Source organism: Pseudomonas sp. LBUM1676, from assembly GCF_059695605.1.
Window position 1 is genome coordinate 3891484 of record NZ_CP166777.1, and the last position, 17501, is coordinate 3908984.

The following is a 17501-nucleotide window of genomic DNA, read 5'->3' on the forward strand; positions in this document are numbered from 1 at the left end:
CCCACAGGTTCAGGTGCGCTTGAGTATTTGGTCCATCACCCAATCGCTCTTCAGCGCCTGCTCGGCCACCGCCGGATGCTGCGCCTCTGCACGAATGTGCGCGTTCATGCCCAATACGTGATGCCACTGGATGTGTTCGTGATGGTTGATGTGAAGGCTGAGGTGTTCATCGGCGTCTAGCTGAACCGGATGTTCATCGAATACGGAAAAGCTGATCCGCCCTTTACTGCCAATCACCTCGACCCGATCCTCGCGCCGATCCGCGACAAAGTTCCAGCAACCCATGCCCATCGCCCCGGACGCAAAGCGCCAACTGGCACTCACGGCATCTTCGGCGGCATACAGCCCGGCCTGGCGGGCCGTAAACCCGGCGACTTCGACGATGTCGCCAAGCAAATACTGGAACAAGTCGAAGCCATGACTGGCCAGGTCAACGAAATAACCGCCGCCGGCAATCGCCGGATCGGTGCGCCAATTGCCGGCACCCCTGCGATCCTCTGCCGACGGCGCTTTGGTCAGGGTCCAGGTCAGGTGCCGGACCTCGCCGATCCGCCCCTCTTCCAGCCATTGCCGCACTTGCTGGAAGCGCGGCAATGAACGTCGGTAATAGGACACGAACAGGTGCAGCCCCGCGTCGGCAAAGACCTGTTGCATCTCCAGGCTTTTCCCGGCATTCAGCGACATCGGTTTTTCGACGCAGCAATGCTTGCCGGCGGCGGCGACCCGCAGGCTGTACGCATGATGACTCTCAGGCGGCGTGGCGATGTACACCGCGTCGACCTCGGGGTCATTGATCAACGCTTCCACGTCAGTGTAGATCCTGGCGATACCGTGGCGCGCGGCATAATCGGTCACCGCGTCCAGACGTCGTCCCATCACCGCCACCAGCGCCGAGCCGGGAGCCTTGTAGAAGGCCGGTCCGCTCTTGCGCTCAGCGACGCTGCCACAACCAATCATGCCCCAGCGCACCACGTTCATATTCACTCCTTGATAATTAGCCGACGCGCAATGCGCGCAGGTCCAGATGACCGTCCTTGAGCGGCGGGCACCAGTAATAACCGCCCGTAATTGGCCGACTCATGCGGTACAAACCATCGGTGATGCCATCTTCCAGACCACTCATGCGCCGCAGCTGGGCTTCGAAGGCATCGAGGGAGAAACCGAAGGCGAGGAACATCAGGCCGGCGCGGTCGCCTTCGATCCACGGCATCGAACGACGGACCACGAAGGCTTCGGGAGCGAAGCTTTCCTGGGCGGTGCGTTTGACGTGGGCGGAGATCGGCGCGTCATCGATTTCTTCGTTGTCAATCAAGCGACGGCCCATGATGTTGTCCTTCTCATGGGACGGCATTGCATGGAAACCCTTCAGGTCGTGCTGCCACTGCTGGATCGCGGCGAAGCTGCCACCGACCACACCTTCAGCACCCTCACCCACCAGCGCGGCGGCCACGGCGGCTTCGTCGTGGGGGTTTTCGGTGCCGTCTTCGTAACCGGTCAGGTCATGCCCGGTTAGGTGGCGGAAGGTTTCGTTCATCTGCACCAGGCGCAAGGCCGGCGCCAGGGCGGCCTCGATGGCGTTGCTGCGATTGAGCAACTCGCCACGGTCGACTCCGTGCAACCAGCACCACAGCGCGTGTTGGGTCGACGGGTTGTCGACGCCGACCCCGGTCAGCGCCGGAAAGGGACGCAGGCCCTCGATCTGACCCTGAAGAGCCTTGACCAGGGATTCGCCGAAACCGACCACCGCCGACTTTCCGTCCACCAGCTGCATCAAGTTGTCGAGCGCCGCCGGCAGTGCGGCGACGGATTCCAGTGCGAAGAACATATGACGGGCTTGAGGTGGAACGGGGGTGGCGAGAATGCCCGGCTGGTAGTAACTCATATGAACTCCTTTGGAAAGAGCGCGAAGTTTACCCGCAGCGTTGGCCGTTGTGTGTTGCGAGGTCAAAAGATCGCAGCTCGTCGCGCAATCTCGACAACAAGCGTGCCGTGGGTCATGACAATCCGTATTGCCATCTGGTAAAACGATTCAGCTATGCTGATCGAACGCGCAACCTGGCCTAGGCTCCAACGACGGGTTTATAGGCTCAGGCCTCCATTTTCGACAGCCGCTGATCAGGCCTTGACCTGATAGCAGTGCATAGCGATAACAGACCTTCCGCATCACCCAATCCAGACGGGGTAGCGACATGACCACAGAACAGATCCTTGGCAATCTCTTTCCCTCTGCCGGCGACATCCCGGAAAAATACCGCCTCGACGGCCAGACCGAGCAGCGTGAATACCTGGTCGATGGCGAGCTGAAAACCTGGCCAGGCGCCCTCGCCCAGGTCCGCAGCCCGGTGTACCTGCGCGGTGAAAACGGCGACGAACAAGTCATCCTCGGCAGCACGCCATTGCTCGACGCCGACACCGCATTGACCGCCCTCGACGCCGCCGTTCGCGCCTACGACCGGGGTCAGGGCCTGTGGCCGACCATGCGCGTGGCCGAGCGGATCCAGCACGTCGAAACCTTCCTCGGGCGCATGCGCGAACAGCGTGAAGCGGTGGTCAAGTTGCTGATGTGGGAGATCGGCAAAAACCTCAAGGACTCGGAAAAAGAGTTCGACCGTACCTGCGATTACATTGTCGACACCATCAATGCCCTCAAGGAACTCGACCGCCGCTCCAGCCGCTTCGAACTGGAACAGGACACCCTCGGCCAGATCCGCCGCGTGCCCATGGGCGTGGCGTTGTGCATGGGCCCTTACAACTATCCGTTGAACGAAACCTTCACCACGCTGATTCCGGCGCTGATCATGGGCAACACCGTGGTATTCAAGCCGGCCAAGCTCGGTGTGCTGCTGATTCGTCCATTGCTCGAAGCCTTCCGCGACAGCTTCCCGGCCGGGGTGATCAACGTGATCTACGGCAGCGGTCGCGAAACCGTGAGCGCGCTGATGGCCAGCGGCAAGATCGACATCTTCGCGTTCATCGGCACCAACAAGGCTGCCAGTGACCTGAAAAAACTGCACCCAAGACCGCACCGTCTGCGCGCGGCACTGGGTCTGGATGCGAAGAACCCCGGCATCGTCCTGCCCGAGGTGGACCTGGACAACGCAGTCAGTGAAGCGCTGACCGGTTCCCTGTCCTTCAATGGCCAGCGCTGCACCGCGCTGAAAATCCTCTTCGTCCATGAAGACGTGGTCGAAGCGTTTATTGAAAAATTCAACGCCAGACTTGCCACGCTCAAACCCGGCATGCCGTGGGACAGCGGTGTGGCGCTGACACCGTTGCCGGAGGCGAGCAAGGTCGATTACCTGCACTCGCTGGTGGCCGATGCGGTCAGCAAAGGCGCCTCTGTGGTCAACCCCAACGGGGGTGAGGCCCGCGCTTCGTTCTTCTACCCCGCCGTGCTGTACCCGGTGACGCCGCAGATGCGCGTCTATCAGGAAGAACAGTTCGGCCCGGTGGTGCCGATCGTGCCTTACCGACACCTGGACACCGTGATCGATTACGTCCTGGAATCGGATTTCGGCCAGCAGCTGAGCATCTTCGGCACCAACCCGGTAGCAGTCGGTCGGCTGGTGGACACCTTCGCCAATCAGGTCGGCCGGATCAACCTCAATGCCCAGTGCCAGCGCGGCCCGGACACCTATCCGTTCAACGGCCGCAAGAACTCCGCCGAAGGCACGCTGTCGGTACATGATGCGCTGCGGGTGTTTTCGATCCGCACGCTGGTGGCGACCAAGTTCCAGGAAACCAACAAGGAACTGATCAGCGAAATCATCAGCGGGCGCAGTTCGAGTTTCCTGACCACCGATTACATCTTCTGAGGAGATCAAGCCTGAGCACATTCAGAGCCCACCGACTGCCACCACTGCTGCGCCGACTGCTGCGTCCGTTGCTGGACCCGTATCGGCGCTATCGCCACGCCAGACTGATCCACGCGGTGCGCGTATCGCTTGGGTTGCTGGCCACGATCCTGCTCACCACCGGCATCAATCTGCCCCACGGTGAGTGGGCGTCGGTGACGATGCTGGTGGTGATCGGCGGCTTGCAGCACCACGGCAACATCGGCAAGAAAGCCGCCGAACGCGCCATCGGCACCTTGATCGGGGCCGGTGTCGGTCTGGCACTGGTGGCGCAAGAGGCCTGGCTGGGAATGCCATGGCTGACTTATTTCGCGATGGCGGTGGTGTGCGGGTTCTTTTCGTACCACGCCATCGGCAAGGGCGGTTACACCGCGCTGCTGTCGGCGATTACCGTGTTCATTGTCGCCGGCCATGGCGACAATCCGGTCACCGACGGGTTGTGGCGCGGGGTCGACATCCTGATCGGCATCGCCCTGGCTCTGGCATTTTCCTTCGCCCTGCCGCTCTACGCGGTTTACTCCTGGCGCTACAACCTGGCCGATGCCTTGCGCGACTGCGCGGCAATCCACGGCCGCATCATCAATGGCCAGTCGGTCAGCGATGACGAATACCACAAAGTCATGGGCCGCCTGAACACGGTGATGGTGCAGCTGCGCTCGCTGATGCCGTCGGTGTCCAAGGAAGTGAAGATTTCCATGACCGAACTCGATGCCATCCAGCGCCATCTGCGCCTGTGCATCAGCACCCTGGAGATCCTCGGCAACAGCCGGCCGGACGCCAATGACGCCGAGGCCATGGCCAATCTGCGTTCGACGCTCAAAGCCGAACACCGGCTGGTCCGGGTGCAACTGATCGGCATGGCCCGGGCCCTGAAGTCCGGCGCTTCCCAGCGTCTGAGCCGGCCGGTCGAGTTGCCGGTGGAGCCCAGCCTGGAGACGCCGGTCTATAACACCCTGGACGGCTACCGGCTGCTGAACCGCCAGTTGGCCGCCAACATCGGCCAGATGCGCCAGCGACTGGCCAAGACCGCGCCGCGCTGGAACATCTGATGCCGGTTCATGGGGTGACCGTGCGCCGGAATTTCAGGGTCCAGCCCTGCTGCATGCCGGCAGCCGCCAGCAGAATCGCGGCAACACCCAGCCATTGCAGGGGCTCCAGGCGATGGCCGAAGGCAAACCAGTCGACGAAGATCGCCGCAATCGGGTAGATGAACGACAACGCACCGGTGAGTGCCGTCGGCAGTTTTTGAATCGCGCCGTACAGCAGCACATACATCACGCCGGTGTGGACGATGCCCAGGGTCACCAGGCTGGCCCAGGCGCCGGGCGCCTGCGGCAGCGCGGAAAAATTCGCCATTGGCGCGAGCAACAGCACGCCGGTGCTGACCTGGATCAGCGCGATCAGATGTGGCGGCGTACCGGTCAGGCGCTTGATGATCAGAGCCGCAATCGCGTAAAGGAACGCAGCGCCCAATGCCAGGGCGATGCCCATCAGGTAATCGTTGCCGCTGCCACCCTGACTGCCATGGGCGCTGACAATCGCCAGCATCCCCAGAAACGAGATACCCAGCCAGAACAGTTTCTGCAGGGTGATTTTCTCGTTGAGGAACAACGCGGCCAGCCCCACCAGCATGAACGGCTGAATGTTGTACACCGCGGTGCCGATGGCAATCGAGGCGCGGGAATAAGACGCGAACAGCAGCACCCAGTTGCCGACAATCGCCACGCCGCTGAGCACCGCCAACAGGAAGGTAGTCTTGGTCAGGATACCGGGGCGCAGGAAACCGAATGCCGCGCAGATCAGCAACAAGGTGCCGGCGCCGAACACGCAGCGCCAGAACACCACGTCCAGCACCGGTTGCCCGGACACCAGCACGAACCAGCCGATGGTCCCGGAAATCAGCATGGCGGCGGTCATCTCGAATGACCCGTGACGAATTGTCTTGTCCATCATCAGACTCCTGTGTTTGAGCCCAAAGTATGCCAATCCGCCAAGGCACTTCTCCAGCGCAAAAATCAGGCTAAACTTCAGTTCTGCCTTTTTTATCAAGGCGGTTCCGATTAATTGCCTAATCGAGGTTGCGTCATGACCGACGACATCGACCAAGTGCTGATCACGGCCTTGATGGAGGACTCACGGCGCTCGCTCAAGGCCCTGGCGAACATCAGCGGGCTGTCCTCGCCCAGTGTTGCCGAACGCCTGCGCCGCCTCGAGGAACGGGGCGTGCTCAAGGGCTACACCGTCGAGATCGACCCCAGGTGTTTCGGCTATCAACTGCAGGCCATCGTCCGCATCCGCCCGCTGCCGGGTCAGTTGCAGGAAGTGGAGCGGCAGATCCAGGCGATCCCCGAGTTCACCGAGTGCGACAAGGTTACTGGCGATGACTGCTTTATCGCTCGTCTGCATGTGCGTTCGATGGAGCAACTGGACACTTTGCTCGACCGGCTTAATACCCACGCTGAAACCAACACTGCGATCGTCAAGAAGACGCCGGTCAAGCGACGGTTGCCGCCGATGGCGTGAGCCCTTGCTCGAATCCCAGGCAAGAAAAAACCCGCCGAAGCGGGTTTTTCACTCAAAGCCAACAATCAGTCATCGCGGCTCATGATGCCAAAGATCTGCAACAAGCTGACGAACAGGTTGTAGATCGATACATACAGGCTGATGGTCGCCATGATGTAGTTACGCTCGCCGCCGTGAATGATGGCGCTGGTCTGGAACAGAATGCAGACCGAGGAGAACAGCACGAAACCTGCGCTGATCGCCAGTTGCAGGCCGCTGATCTGGAAGAAGAAGCTGGCAACCACCGCACCCAGCAACACGAAGAAACCCGCAGTGATGAAGCCACTGAGGAAACTCATGTCCTTGCGGGAGATCAGCACATAGGCCGACAGGCCACCGAACACCAGCGCGGTCATCGCGAAGGCCGAACTCACGACTTCCGCACCGCCCTGCATGCCCAGGTAACGGTTGAGGATCGGGCCGAGCAGGAAACCCATGAAACCGGTCAGGGCAAATGCCGACACCAGGCCCCACGCCGAATCACGGAGTTTGTTGGTCAGGAAGAAAAGGCCGTAGAAACCGATCAGCACCACGAAAATATTCGGGTAGCCGACACGCATCTGCTGGGCGACATACGCCATCACGCCGCTGAATGCGAGGGTGAGAGCGAGTAGGCCGTAAGTGTTGCGCAGGACGCGGCTAACCTCTAGCTGCTCAGCCTGCACGCTGTTATTAACTGCGTAATCCTGTTCGCGCATGGCGACACTCCTGTTGGTTTGAAACGTTCAGTCGCAAAGATCATAACAGACGTGCTGTAACAAGCTACGTAGAGAGTTTGACAGTGTGTTTCATTCAGGTATTATGGCGCCCGCAACGCAAACGGAGGTGTGGCCGAGTGGTTTAAGGCAACGGTCTTGAAAACCGTCGACTGTAACAGGTCCATGAGTTCGAATCCCATCGCCTCCGCCATCTTTATACGACAAAGCCCTGATTTTTCAGGGCTTTGTCGTTTCTGGCTTTTGGAAAAATCTCGCAGCCCACACCCCAGCACACACCGTGGGTGAAGTCTTGCCTTTCGACAGGCGGCTAGTTTTTCGAATGGCCTGTTACCTGCACTGACTTCCCGGGAGCTCAGGAAAAAAGGACCTTTCAGCCCATCAATGCCATCAATTGACGCGCTCCCATTACCTTGATCGCTCTTTTCAAGTTATAGGCCTGCACCGCCAGTGCAGAAATGGCGTTCGACTCAGCCGCTTAATACTGCTTTGAGTAACGGATCATTCAGATACGCGACATTCAATCTCGTCCATGGATTTATACGCGACTGTTCCGGTGAAAAAATGTGTCCGGGGGCGATCATGAAACCCTTCGGAAGCAGTTGTCGCGTCAGCTCCCTGGCATCGTCAATGTGAGGAAACCTGGCCAATAAATAGAGGCTTTGCTCTGCACGAACGAATACGTCGGCCCCAATTTCATCCAGCATCTGCAAACCTGCCGCGGTGGCACTTTTTAACCGTTCTTGTAAGCGGATTAGATGCCGGAGGAAATGCCCCTCCATCAGAATGACATCAACGGTTCGCTCACAAAGCTCCGAGGTGCTGGTATGCAGCAGCATTTTCAGATCACCCAGTTCATCTATGACGTCTTTACTGCCTGCGATAAACCCAACCCTCAATGCCGCAGAAACCGATTTGGAGAAGCTGCCCACGTACAGTGAGCGTTTCAACTGATCCAGCGCAGACACCTTGATTGCCGATGCCGGTTTGAAATCTGCCAAAGCATCGTCGTCCACCAGGATGAAGTTGTGCTCTTGCCCTAACTGAACCAACCGATGGGCTTTGCCGGGTGAAATATCGGAGCCCGTCGGGTTGTGCCCGACAGACTGCATGAAAAATAATTTTGGCTTATTCACAAGCAGATGCTGCTCCAGCACCTCAATGTCCGGCCCACCCGGCAATCTGGGTACGGATAGCATCCGGGCTCCTTGTAATTGCAGCTTGCCGAACAGCGGGTAATAGCCTGGATCCTCGACAAAAACGTAATCCCCCGGAGCAATAATGCGGCGGATTATCAGGTCCAGTGCGTGATTGGCCCCATGGGTGGTGACGATCTGGCGAGGGCTTGCAGTAATTGAGTAGGTAGCCAGTTTTTGCACCAGGTGTTTACGAAGAGCGGCATTTCCCAGCCGGTTGCCGTATCGAAAAAGCGTCGTTACACCAATACGCATGATCTGCCGTGTGAATTTGTCCAGGCGCAAATCCATCAGCCACTCCACTGGCGGAAAACCTTCACCGAGTGGCGAGTGACCGGGTTCACGGACAAACTGCTGTCGCATGAGCCAGATGGTGTCCATCGCCCGGGTGAAAGGTAGCGGCTCTTCCGGTTCGTTGCTGCTCGGCGCTCCTTGTTTGACGAAGAAGCCCTGCCCATGCCGCGCTTCGACAAGTCCTTGGGAGGCCAGCGATCAACACTCCTTAATGTGGTCCCACAATTGAGCAATTTGCTCGGCGCTGGATGCCTTGACCCGGGCCAGGTCGACGGGATAGTCGACGCCCTCATTCTCGGAAAACCGTGTAGCGGTGAATTGGCCATTACTGGCTCGCAGAATGTAGCCGGTGTCCTGACACAGCTCCGAAGCCAGGAAAATCACACCGGGAGCCACCCACTGAGGCTTCAGATTGTCCGGTTCCCCGGTCACGCCCCACATTCTGGTTTTGGCGACGGGCGAAACCGCATTGACCAGGATGCCATCGGTCGCACCTTCCATGCTCAGCGCGTTCATGATGCCCAGTTGTGCCATTTTACCCGCCGCATAAGCCACCAGGCCCGGCTGAGCATATTGCTGGTACATCGCCCTATCCGAAGAGGTCAGGACCACACGCGCAACAGCAGATCGCCTGAGGTGTTTCCAGGCATGCTTGCACAGCCAGATGGGCGTATGGATATTGATATCCACCGCGCGCTCGATAAATGACAACTCGGCCTCTTCAATCGATTGATAACCGACCCAACCGGCGTTGTGGATCACGATATCGAGTTGCCCGAATGCCTCGATGGCCGTCTCGATCAGTTGCCGACAACCTTGCTCGGCAGCCAGGTCACCATGGTGGCCGATAACGCTGTAACCTTCCGACTGAAGCATCCGGGCGGCATCGAGGGCAATGGATGTATCTGCACCATCGCCGATATTGTTCGCACCGATATCACTGATAACGACATTGGCGCCCAGCCTGGCCAATTCCCTTGCATAGACGAAACCGAGGCCTCGACCAGCGCCCGTTACAATCGCCGTCTTTCCTGAAAAGTTCATCGTTTTCCCCTCTTGATTGCCACTTCACCTTAACAATGAAAAGGAGGGTTGTTTAATACTAATGAGCGGCGAAGTTGATACCTGGCTCATATCAAACCAATGTCTGGAGCAAGCCCAGAAAGCCCCGTTCGTGAACTTGACCCTGGAGATCGTGTCTCGTATGCGGGCCGGCACGGTTTCTACCCGGGACGCCAATGACAGCATCTTGTGCTCACCGATGATCCCGGAGGGATGACGCCAGGCCCGACTCGCAACACTGATCAATTCAAATGAAGGAACGGAAGAATGATCGAAACCCGACTGCTCAGGCAGTTCATCGCCGTGGCTGAAGAATTACATTTTCACAAAGCCGCGATTCGCCTGCACATGGCCCAGCCGCCCCTGAGTCAGGCCATCAATCGCCTGGAAGACAAATTGGGTTTCAGCCTGTTCACGCGTAATAAGCGCGGGGTAAAACTGACACCCGCCGGCAGTGCCTTTCTGGACGCCGCCTACAGCACACTCAAGGAACTGGAACTGGGGGTAGAACACGCCCGCCAGGTGTCCGAAGGCATCGCCGGCAAACTCACGATCACCGCGGTGTCCATTGCTTACTACGAGTCGCTGCTCAACACCCTCAGGCAGTTTCGCGAAACCTTTCCCAAGGTCCAGCTGATCATCAAGGAAATGCCATCTTCCAGCCAGGCCAAGGCGATTCTGTCCGGAGACGCAGATATCGCCTTCATGCGCAAACTGCCCATTTCGGCGGACAACATCGAATCGCGCTTGTTGCTCGACGAAGAAATCGTCATGGCACTCCCCACCCATCATCCAAAAGCACAGGCCGGGAAAATCGACCTGCGGGATTTCGCCGGCGAAGACTTCGTATTCACACCCGAAGCCCTGGGCACCGGTTATCACAGCCAGCTGATTGCCTTATGCGAAGCCGCCGGTTTTTACCCGAAGGTGGTACAGGAAGCCGCGCAGATCCACACCTTGATCGGCTTGGTGGCCTGCGGCTTCGGCGTGGCCCTGGTGCCCGAATCCATCGCCAACTCGATCATGCGCGACAAGGTCCTGTTTCGCAGAATCTTCCCGGTAACCGAGTCGCCCAACCCCGCCATCGGACTGTACATGAGCTGGAATACCCACAACGAATCACCGCTAATGGACAGCTTTATCTCCATGCTCGACTTCAGCGTTCTTCGGCAGCTACTGGTCATTCCGGGCGGGACCGCGTGGGCAACGATCTAAGGTTTGGATTCGAGAGGATTGAGAGTGGCCGTTCTCAATTCCGGCGCAGGAGCGTATGAGGCGCCACGCCAAAGGCCTTGCGAAACGCATGGCTGTAATGGGAGAAATCGGAGAAACCGAAATCCAGTGCCGCTTGAGAAATGCTGCGTACCTGGCCGCGTTCTATTGCCTCGCGCCTCGCAAGCAGGCGTTCTTTCCAGATCTCCGCGACCGGCGTTTTCTGATAACGGGCGAAAGCGCGCGTGACGGTTCGCGTGGACACATAATGCACTTGGGCAATGCGCTCGATCGACAGGTCTGGATCGGTCAGATTCTGGTGGATGTAGTTCATGATCCGGCCATAAAGATCCAATTCCTCATGGGCCTTCTTGAGGTCCTGGAGTTCCAGGCTGATCGCCAGAAGGTCCAGCAAGGTGTTGGAGAAGCGACTGGATAGCCCCTCATCCTGGAAGCTCGCAGGGATGCTCGCCGCTTGATGCAACATCTCGCGCAACGGAATCACCCCTGGACGGCGATCGTCCAAAACCACGGCGGTGCAACCTGCTACGCCTGGCAACCGCTGGCTGAGCAACTGCCGCGGAATGCGGACCAGGTGGTTCTCGGTACCACCCAGGCTGAATCGGAACGTTTGGGATGCGTCATAAAGAAACAAATTGTCCGCCGCCAGCGTTGCCCTGCGCCCTGCCTGCTCCAGTTCACCAAAGCCTCGCCGGGTGAAACCCAGCCACAGATCCTCATCAGGACCGCTGCGTAAATGCTGGGGCGAACGCTCCCAAAAATGCAGTGGCGAGGACAGCGTACAGATGTCCAACGGACCCATGCCGTGCACCTCCAGTTCCCCGTCGAAATCGCTCTGCGCCAATGGTTTGCTGTCCGCTGCCAGGCAGTGACGACACACCACTTCTTTCCAGTAATCAAAGCGACGCGCAGCTGCTCCTTCCGGCGAACTGACGGTCATCGCTGGCGACCCGGCCAAAGGTGGGCGCGTTGTCGTGCAAGGGCACGACAATGTCGCGCTGATCCGCTCCGGCCAGGACTGGGCGGATGCCGGCGAAGAAGAACGATCGCTCTATCTCAACGAAATTCTGCCGACATTGCAGGCGGGCATGGACTTCCTGCGTGACAGTGGCAAAGGATGTGACCTTAGGTAGTGTCCGCATCCTGACCAGCCCTTTGATCATTAACGCAATGGTCGCCAACGCCACCGGAACCAACGTTTGTGCGCCGTTGATGTACATACCGGCCAACAGGTAGACGATACCGATGACTTTGCGCGATTACACCACACGGAAGTCACAGCTGTTGCCGCTGACCGAAAACTGACCCAGTAAAGGCTGTTCTGCCGACTGAAAACTGACCCGGGTGTTCAACTGCTTCTGCTCAATTTTTGAGCAGGAGAACACAGGGCTGTCGAGGAACACCATCCGAAAATGGGTCAGATTGAAGACATTCTTGTCCTCGAATTAGTATTCCATGGAATTGGTTATCGGCCGTATTGGGCGGAACTAGAGCCTAAGAGCGGACCGGTGGCACTCAGAGTGCCCAGCCGCCTCCTACTCGATAAAAACTTCTACACATATGATTTTTATATGACGTCATTCCAATGAGCGTATTTGGTAGTTTTGCCAATACCAGGATTGAACTGGTTGCAAGGGTCTAGTTTTTTATAGAACTGCGCAAGATTTGGGGGGGCGTTATAAAGGTGGCCTACGTTGCGCTCTGCCGGGTGTTGAGCCCCGCGCTGGTCAAGCAGTTCGAGCATTTTATGCTCCAATGCTACGCAGTCAATACCTTTGCGAATTATGTAATCTTGATGAAATACGTGGCACAAGAAGTGTCCATAATATAGTTTCTTAATCACAACAGTGTCGATCTCGCTTGGAAGCTTTTCGAACCACTCTTGGTCATTCCGTCTCAGAGCGATGTCTAGAGCGATGATATTCTCTACCTCCTTTTGGTGGACAGTACGATACCGCACGGCGGCACCTGCTGCTGCGAAGCGGTGCAGGAAAGCTTTTTTGCCCTCATCTGGGGTACATTCAAAATAACTTCCATCTCCACTTTCGGAAAAAAAAGCATCGAAAAATGCTCTCGTTTCCTCTACCGACGAGCCTGAAACCTTAAGCAGTAGATGGTGTTCATAAGAATTTCGAAATTGACTCATGCGTTTTGGTAGATGTTTTGGAAACAGAACACTTATTTTTTGAATAGCTCGGTCAGTGAAGTTATCGCGCAGCATCGGTATTCGACGACAGAAATTATCGATATTGTTTTTCAAAGCGAAAAGGCAAGGTAGTTTTTGCTCTCCTAAATATCTATTTATCAAGAAGATATCCTTGCCATATTTCTCGGCCATGTCATAGGCGTCTCGATGCAAATACTCCCCGGCTATAGGCAAGTCAGAAAACCCTTCTAGAATTCGCTTCCGAATTTCAGCCATAACGCTTACTGTGTTCGCCCCTACATAAAAGACCTTTACCCCTGGCTCGGCAGGAAACGTATCTAATCGTACGGCAAATACGGATAACTTTCCTGCGCTTCCTGAGACCTCATGGAGTCTGGTTGCATCTGCACTAAAGCGAGATGGTGTATCTGCCTGAGTATCCCTTACATGGGACGAGTAGGATTCATCAGAAGCCCTACCTACATTATTGTAGACGTCGGCAGTGCGATACTCTCCGCGCTCTAGTTTACCTAATATTGCTTCTGGCTCATCACCCAAACTGATCCCTAAGTGGTTCACCAGCGTTAATCGGCCGTCACCGTCTAACTGAGCGAAAATCGCCAGCTCAGTATAAACCGGCCCTCGCTTTACTAACGCTCCGCCCGAATTATTGCAAACACCACCTACTACCGACGCACCAATGCAAGAGGAACCTATCACCGAGTGAGGCTCCCTGCCCAGCGGCTTCAATATCTTTTCAAGCTGATCTAGGGTTGCTCCTGGCAAACAAATAACTTGAGCCCCGTCATTCACAATTTGAATTTTATTTATTCGCATTGAATTTATTATTATAACATCTCTATCGTACTCACCACATGGGATGGGACCACCAGTCAAGCCGGTATTTGCGGTTTGCATGATAATTATTTTGTTTGCTGCGATCGCTACCTTCAGCACTCGCCATTGCTCAATTAAGGTGCCGGGGCGTACCACGGCGAGAGCTTTACCCGTACCGAGACGAAACCCTGTCGGATACTGTCGACTACCCTCACCTCCAGATAAAACGTGTTTTTTACCAACAATTGATTTCAGCAATCTGAGTAAATCATCATTTTGATGTAATGTTTGCATAAAAGAATCGCTGATATTTTTATTTAACTGATTCATTTAGGACCTTCGACGTCTAACGGATTGTTCGTAACGCCCCTAAATGACTGACACATTCTAGGGTAGCTGCCTTTGCGGCGCCGTTAAATACCAAATTTCGTACCGACCTGAAGCAGTTTCTCACTGCCACTATAACCAAGTGTGCGCCGCGAGCCAGTAGACAGTCATACGACGCTTATACCGATACTATTCGTAGTATATAGCCCGCCTTAACTGCGCGGGAGTCATGCCGAGCTTAGCGCGCAGTACACGTGTCAAATGCGCCTGATCTGAAAATCCGCACTGATAGGCAACTTCTTTGATCGCAAGAGTGCCCTTGTACAGCATTCGCTTTGCCCTCTCGACGCGCTGCTCAGTAACGAATGTGTGTGGAGAACAGTCAAATGATTCATTGAATTTTCTAGAGAACGTCCAGACTCCCAACCCTACGGCATCGGCCATTTCATCCAAGCGTATGGACTCATCCAAATGCGCATCAACAAACTCAAGCAAACACTTTTTCTGATGTTGAGATAGACGACCCGATGCACCCATCTCTTTAAACGTTACGTTTGCGTAATGGCGTAGAAGATAAATGACCAGTTGTATACTCAAGGCTTCAACATATAAGGATCCGCCAAATCCACGACCTCTCACTTCGCTTGTAATTGCGCCGACAATAGATGTCAGGACCGAGTCTTGCGCGCGAAGCAGATCATGTAGGCGGACCTCTTCGATTGGACGCTCCAAAACGTCCATGGCCACCCGTGACATCAGTGCATTGGAAAGATAGATGTGAGAAACGTCGATATCTTCGGTCCAGTGCCAATGGGAGTTCTGCGACATTGTAAGCAGGGAAATGTCTCCCGGTGCGCAGGCCGTACGCGTCCAGCCCTCATCTATGCACCTATCCATCGGCGTACGACCCGAAAAATAACAAACGATCATAAAGTGATCAAGAGGCGGAATCAGAACATCCTGCCCCTTGTATCGATACGATCGTTGCTCTATATCTTTCCATCCGAGTTCTTCGCTTGAACTGAGAAGCACTCCTGGCACCCAGTTGAGAAGTTCTTTTGGAGTAATGGCCTTCGGCATACTTAAACTCTCACTGGAGGGCCTTCGTCCTTGCTCTGATTGCGATCCCAAGTAGAATGCAAATGTAATTCGAGGCATGAACGGGCTTTTTTATTAGTATTTACATCTATTAAGATTGTAGCATTCCGTTGTTTTGTCGGGAAGTAATATCAACCATCAAGAACTCTTAATTATTTATAAAAAACCAAGTACTAATGAGCAATGGAAATATCCAATTGGGAAAACAGACTGAAACAGTCCCAATTTTCACGTCTGACCTGTCAGGAACGGGGAAATATGAAAAATTTATACATTAGTCGCTGGTTATTTCACAACCAGGTTCTGTTTTCTGCATGGATTTCGAGAATGAACGCTCCAGGGTAGCCAAAAAAACGGCCGCCCGTGGGCGACCGTAAATGGCTCAAAGATGATTCTCCGCAGCAGAGCAACTCACATCAGACTACCGCCTTGACCATGTCCTCAATGACTTTCTTGGCGTCGCCGAAGACCATCATGGTTTTGTCCAGGTAGAACAGTTCGTTGTCCAGACCGGCATAGCCGCTGGCCATCGAGCGCTTGTTGACGATCACGGTCTTGGCTTTATAAGCCTCGAGGATCGGCATGCCGGCAATCGGCGATTTCGGATCGTTCTTCGCCGCCGGGTTGACCACGTCGTTGGCGCCGAGCACCAGCACCACGTCGGCCTGGCCGAACTCGGAGTTGATGTCATCCATCTCGAACACTTGCTCGTAAGGTACTTCGGCTTCGGCCAGCAGGACGTTCATGTGCCCTGGCATCCGACCGGCGACCGGGTGGATCGCAAACTTCACGGTGACTCCCCGGTGAGTCAGCTTCTCCGCCAGCTCCATCAGTGAGTGTTGGGCGCGTGCCACCGCCAGGCCATAACCCGGAACGATGATCACGGTATCGGCGTTGGTCAGCAGGAAGGTCGCGTCGTCAGCCGAACCGGATTTCACCGGGCGGGCTTCTTTCGAACCGGCCGGACCGGCCGCATCCGCCGTGTTGCCGAAACCGCCGAGCAGTACGTTGAAGAATGAACGGTTCATCGCCTTGCACATGATGTACGAAAGGATCGCACCGGACGAACCCACCAGCGAGCCGGCGATGATCAGCATCGAGTTGTTCAGCGAGAAACCGATCCCCGCCGCCGCCCAGCCGGAGTAGCTGTTGAGCATCGACACCACCACCGGCATGTCCGCGCCGCCGATCGGGATGATGATCAACACGCCCAGCACGAACGCCAGGGCCAGCATCAGGGCGAACGCGCCGAGATTGCCGGTCAGCATGAAGGTGATGCCCAGCGCCAGTGTGGCCAGGCCCAGCAGCAGGTTGAGCTTGTGCTGGCCGCCGAACTGTACGGGTGCGCCCTGGAACAGGCGGAACTTGTATTTGCCCGAGAGCTTGCCGAAGGCGATCACCGAACCGGAGAAGGTGATGGCACCGATGGCCGCGCCGAGGAACAGCTCCAGACGGTTGCCCGCCGGAATCGCATCACCCAGCTGTTTAACAATGCCCAGGGACTGCGGCTCGACCACCGCCGCAATGGCGATGAACACGGCGGCCATACCGATCATGCTGTGCATGAAGGCGACCAGCTCCGGCATCTTGGTCATCTCGACGCGTTTGGCCATGATCGAGCCGGCGGTGCCGCCGACCAACAGGCCGACGATGACGTAACCGATGCCAGCGGTGGCGAGCTCAGCCCCCAGCTTATAGATGAGGCCCACGGTGGTGAGGATCGCCAGCGCCATGCCGAGCATGCCGTACACATTGCCGCGCCGCGACGTGGTCGGGTGCGACAGGCCCTTGAGGGCCTGGATGAAGCAGATCGACGCGATCAAGTAGAGCGTCGTGACGAGATTCATGCTCATTACTTGGACGCCTCTTCTTTCACTGCTTTCGGGGCTTTTTTCTTGAACATCTCAAGCATCCTGCGGGTCACCAGGAAGCCACCAAACACGTTCACCGCCGCCAGTGCCACCGCCAGGGTGCCCATGGTCTTGCCCAGTGGCGTCACGGTCAACGCCGCCGCCAGCATGGCGCCGACGATCACGATCGCCGAAATGGCGTTGGTCACCGCCATCAATGGCGTGTGCAGTGCAGGTGTAACGTTCCAGACCACGTGATAACCGACATAAATCGCCAGCACGAAGATGATCAGGTTGTAGATACCGGGGGAGATAAGCTCTTCCAT

Annotated in this window: 14 protein-coding genes, 1 tRNA gene and 3 pseudogenes; 7 read left to right on the forward strand and 11 right to left on the reverse strand. The window is 56.5% G+C overall.

The features are described 5' to 3' along the window. Positions 1-9 precede the first annotated feature (9 nt). Entirely contained in the window at positions 10-978 is a 969-nt protein-coding gene (locus tag ACA041_RS17950) for a Gfo/Idh/MocA family protein (RefSeq protein ID WP_497434960.1), read from the reverse strand. 16 nt (positions 979-994) lie between these two features. Continuing rightward, positions 995-1882, reverse strand: a complete 888-nt coding sequence (locus ACA041_RS17955) for a Dyp-type peroxidase (RefSeq protein ID WP_497434965.1) — start codon at positions 1880-1882, stop codon at positions 995-997. Positions 1883-2189: 307 nt separating this feature from the next. On the opposite strand from ACA041_RS17955, the gene ACA041_RS17960 reads away from it, so the two are divergent. Both ACA041_RS17960 and ACA041_RS17965 read left to right on the forward strand, forming a co-directional pair. Further along, the gene (locus ACA041_RS17960) at positions 2190-3815 is read left to right on the forward strand and encodes an NADP-dependent glyceraldehyde-3-phosphate dehydrogenase (RefSeq protein WP_497434970.1); all 1626 of its coding nucleotides are present in this window, start codon (positions 2190-2192) and stop codon (positions 3813-3815) included. 68 nt (positions 3816-3883) lie between these two features. Then, positions 3884-4903, forward strand: coding sequence for an FUSC family protein (locus tag ACA041_RS17965; protein ID WP_497434974.1), 1020 nt, complete (start codon positions 3884-3886; stop codon positions 4901-4903). Positions 4904-4910: 7 nt separating this feature from the next. On the opposite strand, the gene ACA041_RS17970 is transcribed toward ACA041_RS17965, so the two are convergent. Then, entirely contained in the window at positions 4911-5804 is an 894-nt protein-coding gene (locus ACA041_RS17970) for a DMT family transporter (protein WP_497442106.1), read from the reverse strand. 135 nt (positions 5805-5939) lie between these two features. On the opposite strand from ACA041_RS17970, the gene ACA041_RS17975 reads away from it, so the two are divergent. Beyond that, positions 5940-6377, forward strand: a complete 438-nt coding sequence (locus ACA041_RS17975) for an Lrp/AsnC family transcriptional regulator (RefSeq protein WP_150785673.1) — start codon at positions 5940-5942, stop codon at positions 6375-6377. Between the two features lie 65 nt (positions 6378-6442). Here the strand turns inward: ACA041_RS17975 and ACA041_RS17980 are convergent, their stop codons facing one another. Beyond that, a complete protein-coding gene (locus ACA041_RS17980) occupies positions 6443-7114 on the reverse strand; it encodes a Bax inhibitor-1/YccA family protein (RefSeq protein ID WP_150748592.1) in 672 nt (223 codons plus the stop codon). A gap of 123 nt (positions 7115-7237) precedes the next feature. Here ACA041_RS17980 and ACA041_RS17985 point away from each other — a divergent pair. Then, positions 7238-7325, forward strand: a tRNA-Ser gene (locus tag ACA041_RS17985). A gap of 277 nt (positions 7326-7602) precedes the next feature. Here the strand turns inward: ACA041_RS17985 and ACA041_RS17990 are convergent. Both ACA041_RS17990 and ACA041_RS17995 read right to left on the reverse strand, forming a co-directional pair. After that, positions 7603-8817: pseudogene (locus ACA041_RS17990) on the reverse strand (aminotransferase-like domain-containing protein); the annotation flags it as partial. Between the two features lie 3 nt (positions 8818-8820). Beyond that, complete coding sequence (locus ACA041_RS17995; RefSeq protein WP_497434979.1) at positions 8821-9666, reverse strand: SDR family NAD(P)-dependent oxidoreductase; 846 nt, start codon at positions 9664-9666, stop codon at positions 8821-8823. A gap of 285 nt (positions 9667-9951) precedes the next feature. Between ACA041_RS17995 and ACA041_RS18000 the strand changes: the two genes are divergently transcribed. After that, positions 9952-10899 carry a LysR family transcriptional regulator gene (locus ACA041_RS18000; protein WP_497434982.1) on the forward strand — a complete coding sequence of 316 codons (948 nt, stop codon included), beginning with the start codon at positions 9952-9954 and terminating at the stop codon, positions 10897-10899. 34 nt (positions 10900-10933) lie between these two features. Here the strand turns inward: ACA041_RS18000 and ACA041_RS18005 are convergent, their stop codons facing one another. Next, positions 10934-11857: an AraC-like ligand-binding domain-containing protein gene (locus ACA041_RS18005; RefSeq protein ID WP_497434985.1), complete on the reverse strand. Its 924-nt coding sequence runs from the start codon at positions 11855-11857 to the stop codon at positions 10934-10936. On the opposite strand from ACA041_RS18005, the pseudogene ACA041_RS18010 reads away from it, so the two are divergent. Further along, positions 11835-12038 (forward strand): annotated as a pseudogene (locus ACA041_RS18010) (phenylacetaldoxime dehydratase family protein); the annotation flags it as partial. The gene ACA041_RS18005 and the pseudogene ACA041_RS18010 overlap by 23 nt on opposite strands. Positions 12039-12484: 446 nt before the next feature. On the opposite strand, the gene dld reads toward ACA041_RS18010, so the two are convergent. Then, the gene (gene dld / locus ACA041_RS18015) at positions 12485-14230 is read right to left on the reverse strand and encodes a D-lactate dehydrogenase (RefSeq protein ID WP_497434990.1); all 1746 of its coding nucleotides are present in this window, start codon (positions 14228-14230) and stop codon (positions 12485-12487) included. 70 nt (positions 14231-14300) lie between these two features. Between dld and ACA041_RS18020 the strand changes: the two are divergent. After that, positions 14301-14390 (forward strand): annotated as a pseudogene (locus ACA041_RS18020) (hypothetical protein); the annotation flags it as partial. A 26-nt stretch (positions 14391-14416) separates the two neighbouring features. Here the strand turns inward: ACA041_RS18020 and ACA041_RS18025 are convergent. The 3 genes from ACA041_RS18025 to ACA041_RS18035 form a co-directional block, all read right to left on the reverse strand. Next, a complete protein-coding gene (locus ACA041_RS18025) occupies positions 14417-15307 on the reverse strand; it encodes a helix-turn-helix domain-containing protein (protein WP_497434992.1) in 891 nt (296 codons plus the stop codon). A gap of 434 nt (positions 15308-15741) precedes the next feature. Then, the gene (locus tag ACA041_RS18030) at positions 15742-17178 is read right to left on the reverse strand and encodes an NAD(P)(+) transhydrogenase (Re/Si-specific) subunit beta (protein WP_497434997.1); all 1437 of its coding nucleotides are present in this window, start codon (positions 17176-17178) and stop codon (positions 15742-15744) included. Then, entirely contained in the window at positions 17178-17501 is a 324-nt protein-coding gene (locus ACA041_RS18035; protein WP_017335806.1) for an NAD(P) transhydrogenase subunit alpha part 2, read from the reverse strand. Before ACA041_RS18035 ends, ACA041_RS18030 begins: the two co-directional genes overlap by 1 nt.